The organism is Roseomonas chloroacetimidivorans (genome assembly GCF_049629625.1).
Lineage (GTDB): Bacteria > Pseudomonadota > Alphaproteobacteria > Acetobacterales > Acetobacteraceae > Roseomonas > Roseomonas chloroacetimidivorans.
This window is the reverse complement of the sequence record NZ_JBNBZS010000132.1, coordinates 1-3,830: the sequence shown is the minus strand read 5'-3', so window position 1 is coordinate 3,830 and position 3,830 is coordinate 1. Positions and strand designations below refer to the sequence as shown.

2 protein-coding genes and 2 pseudogenes are annotated in these 3,830 nt (G+C 67.5%); 3 read left to right on the top strand and 1 reads right to left on the bottom strand.

Annotated elements, in window-relative coordinates; translation table 11 throughout:
* Positions 1-79: 79 nt before the first annotated feature.
* Together ACO1BU_RS34170 and ACO1BU_RS34165 are read left to right on the top strand one after the other, a co-directional pair.
* The gene (locus ACO1BU_RS34170) at positions 80-1,351 is read left to right on the top strand and encodes an IS256 family transposase (RefSeq protein WP_424140376.1); all 1,272 of its coding nucleotides are present in this window, start codon (positions 80-82) and stop codon (positions 1,349-1,351) included.
* A 433-nt stretch (positions 1,352-1,784) separates the two neighbouring features.
* Entirely contained in the window at positions 1,785-2,039 is a 255-nt protein-coding gene (locus ACO1BU_RS34165) for a hypothetical protein (RefSeq protein WP_424140375.1), read from the top strand.
* Here the strand turns inward: ACO1BU_RS34165 and ACO1BU_RS34160 are convergent.
* Positions 2,021-2,778: pseudogene (locus tag ACO1BU_RS34160) on the bottom strand (IS5 family transposase). The gene ACO1BU_RS34165 and the pseudogene ACO1BU_RS34160 sit on opposite strands and share 19 nt — an antisense overlap.
* A gap of 111 nt (positions 2,779-2,889) precedes the next feature.
* Between ACO1BU_RS34160 and ACO1BU_RS34155 the strand changes: the two are divergent.
* Positions 2,890-3,608: pseudogene (locus ACO1BU_RS34155) on the top strand (IS5 family transposase); the annotation flags it as partial.
* Between the last annotated feature and the right edge of the window lie 222 nt (positions 3,609-3,830).

The window sequence follows — 3,830 nt, the reverse complement described above, 5'->3', positions numbered from 1 at the left end:
GTGATGGCGATGTGAGAGAGGCGGCGTATCGAGGTGGGTGGAAGCCTGCCTGAACCTCCCGAAGGAGCGATACGCCGAGATGAGCGATACCACTGTCGTCCCCCTGCGTCAGCCGGAGACGGTCGAGGATCCGCTGACGGCGGTCCTGAGGAGCGGCGCCCGTCGGCTCCTGGCCCAGGCGGTTGAGGCCGAGGCGGAGGCCTTCCTGGCCGAGATGAGGGGGGAACGGCTGCCGGACGGGCGTGACCGCCTGGTGCGGCACGGGCATGGCCCGGAGCGCCTGGTCCAGACCGGGATTGGCCCGGTACCGGTGCAGCGGGTCAAGCTGCGCGACCGCGGCGCCGGTGATGAGATGGGTGGCGAGCGGATCCGCTTCACCTCGGTCCTTCTGCCGCGCTGGGCGCGGCGGACGCGGAGCCTGGATGCCCTGCTGCCGATCCTCTACCTGCGCGGGGTCTCGATGGGCGACTTCGGGGAGGCGCTCGGGGCCTTGCTGGGCCGCGACGCCCCGAACCTGTCGCCCTCGGTGATCGCGCGGCTGCGGGACGAGTGGCAGGCGGACTACGCGCGCTGGCAGCGGCGCGACCTGTCGGCCCGGCGCTACGTGTATATCTGGGCGGATGGCATCTACCTGCAGGCCAGGATGGAGCCGCAGGCCGAGTGCATGCTGGTGCTGATCGGGGCCACCCCGGAGGGCAAGAAGGAGCTGCTCGGCTTCCAGGTCGGCCTGCGCGAGAGCGCGCAGAGCTGGCGGGAACTGCTGGTGGACCTCAAGGCCCGTGGCCTGGCGATGGCGCCCGAACTGGCCACGGGCGATGGCGCGCTCGGCTTCTGGAAGGCGCTGGAGGAAGTCTCGCCGGCGACCCGGCATCAACGGTGCTGGGTGCACAAGACCGCCAACGTGTTGGACAAGCTACCCCGATCCGTCCAGCCGACGGCGAAGGCCGACCTGCGCGAGATCTGGCAGGCGCCGGACCGCAACACGGCCGAGACGGCGATCACCACCTTCGCTGGGAAATACGGGGCCAAGTACGAGAGAGCGGTCACCTGCCTGGTGAAGGACCGGGACGCGCTGCTGACCTTCTACGACTTCCCCGCCGAGCACTGGGACCACCTCCGCACCTCGAACCCGATCGAGAGCGTGTTCGCCACCGTCCGGCACCGCACCGTCCGGACCAGGGGCGCCCTGTCCCAGGACACCGCCCGGCTCATGGTGTTCAAGCTCGTCATGGCCGCGGCCAAGACCTGGCGCAGGCTGAAGGGCGAGAACCAGTTGCCCAAGCTCATCCAGGGCGTCACATTCAAGAACGGCGTCGAGGTCACCAACACGCCAGCGCAGAACGCCGCCTGATCACCGCGTCACCCAAATTCCCGCATAGCTCCCCTTTTCGGGTGTCATGGGGAATTCCGTTGATCGATCGTCATTTACGCCTACCTCCGGTGCCATGCACCCGAACGCCATCACTCTAGCTGGCCGGACCTTCGTAGCCCTGCACAAGGCGCGTAAGCCGGCCGGTGGGCGCCCAGCCCTGTACCATGCCGTCACGCCGCATTGCCGTATGGCCCTCTGCGCCGACGAGCCAGGCGCCGGCTCTGGTTGGGCTGAGCCACCCGCACAGGAAGTCACCTGCCCGGCATGCCTCAAGCGCTTGGCGCGGCTCAGGAGCTAGATAAGATCCTGCTGGAGACCGCGACGTGGCAAGTTGGGCCCTCGCTTAGGCGTCATTTTCGGTTCGCGCCAGACGACGCAAGACTTCCCGAACCACACAGGGAAGACGCGATTCGTGACCAAGCAGGAGCAGTTCCTCTGGATCGTTCAGACCGCCATCATCGTGAACTCGGTGCGGCTGACCATTGATGCCAAGCCCGGCCAGGATGTCACCGATATCGGGCTCACGGGCAATTGGGCAGCCATCTCGGACGCCGTTCGAGCGAGTGAGCTCATCCCGGCCGATATGGATGCCGAAACTGCAGCCGATGAGTACTGCTCCTATATGCTTAGAGGAACTAGGGCGTGTCCTCAGATGAGCCAGACGTAGGCTGCGGCAAGGTGGATAGCGGCGAGGAAGTTTCGTGCGGTCTTGTCGTAGCGCGTCGCGATGGCGCGGAACTGCTTGAGCTTGGCAAAGAAGTTCTCGATCAGGTGCCGCGCCTTGTAGAGATGCCGGTCGTAGTCCCGCTTCTGCTTTCGGTTCCCTTTTGGCGGGATGATGGCCGCCTTGCCAGCCGAGGCCAGGGGTTCCAACACGCGTGCGTCGGCATCGAAGGCCCGATCGGCGATCAGCGCATCGGCCGCCTTATCGGGCAGCAGCGCGTCCGCACCGGCAAGGTCATGGGCCTGGCCGCCGGTCAGAGCAAAGCCGACTGGATTGCCCAGCGCGTCCACCAGGGCGTGGATCTTGGTGCTCAAGCCGCCCTTGCTACGTCCGATCGCCTGCTCGCCACCCCCTTTTTGGGCGCCCCCGCGGCGTGCTGGTGAGCGCGCACGACCGTACTGTCGAGCATGGCGTATTCCGTGTCCGCATCCGCCGCGAGATGCTGCAGCAGGCGCTCCCACACGCCGCCCCTGGCCCAGCGGCTGAAGCGCGTATGCACCGCCTTCCACGAGCCAAACCGGTCCGGCAGGTCGCGCCAGGGAATACCCGCACGGTAGCGATACAGCACCGCCTCGACGAACAGGCGGTTGTCGCGCGCCGTCATGCCGACATGCCCAGCCCGGCCGGGCAGCAGGCCCTCGATCCGGGTCCACTGGTCGTCACGCAACGCGTATCGCCGCATTCGCCGGTCGCTCCACAGCTTGCCGGCACCTTATGAATCACTCCAGCGCCACTCTGGGAATCCCTCATCTGAGGACACGCCCTAACACAACCTGTCGGTCGTTGTGCGGGAATGGCACGGGCGCTGCTTCCTGACGATCTCTGGGCGGTGATCGAACCGCTTCTGCCGCCAGCGCCGCGGGTGGGCCCGCAGGGCGGCCGCCCTGCGGTCGAGAACCGGGCGGCGCTGACCGGCATTCTCTTCGTCCTCAAGAGCGGCATCCCGTGGGAGATGCTGCCCGCAGAGATGGGCTGTGGCTCCGGAATGACCTGCTGGCGGCGGCTGCGGGACTGGCACGCGGCGGGCGTCTGGGGCCGTGTGCATGCCAAGTTGCTCGCCAGAATGCATGGCGCGGGCGCCCTCGATTGGTCGCGTGCCTCGGTGGACTCCTGTTCCGTGCGGGCCAAAAGGGGGGACGCGGCACGGGGCCGAGCCCGGTCGATCGGGGCAAAAAGGGTACGAAGCGGCACCTCGTGGTCGAGGGGCACGGCACGCCTCTCGGCCTGATCATGACCCCTGCTAACCGGAACGACGGCCCCGAGCTCGAGGCCGTGCTCGACGCGGTGCCGCCCGTTCGCGGCCGACGCGGGCATCCTCGCCGCAGGCCCGACAAACTGCACGGCGACAAGGCCTACGACTCCCACCGCTGCCGGGGCCACTGCCGCAGGCGCGGCATCAAGGCCCGCTTTGCCCGCCGCGGGATCGAAGGCCGCGACCACCTCGGCCGACACCGCTGGAAGGTCGAGCGCACCCACGCCAGGTTCGGCGGCTTCCGCCGCCTCGTCACCCGCTATGAGCGGCGTGACGACATCCACCTCGGCCTCAACCTCCTCGCCATGTGCGTCATCACCCACCGGCAGTGGAAACGGTTGTGTTAGTTCCTCTTAGCTCGACTCGTATGAGGCGGATCGGCAATCGGTTTTGTCATGTCGAGCATCGTCTGGGCGGGGGTGAGCCGGGCAATGGCAGCGAAGGGCTCGCTGCTTCACTCGCATCCGGCGGAACATGGCGTT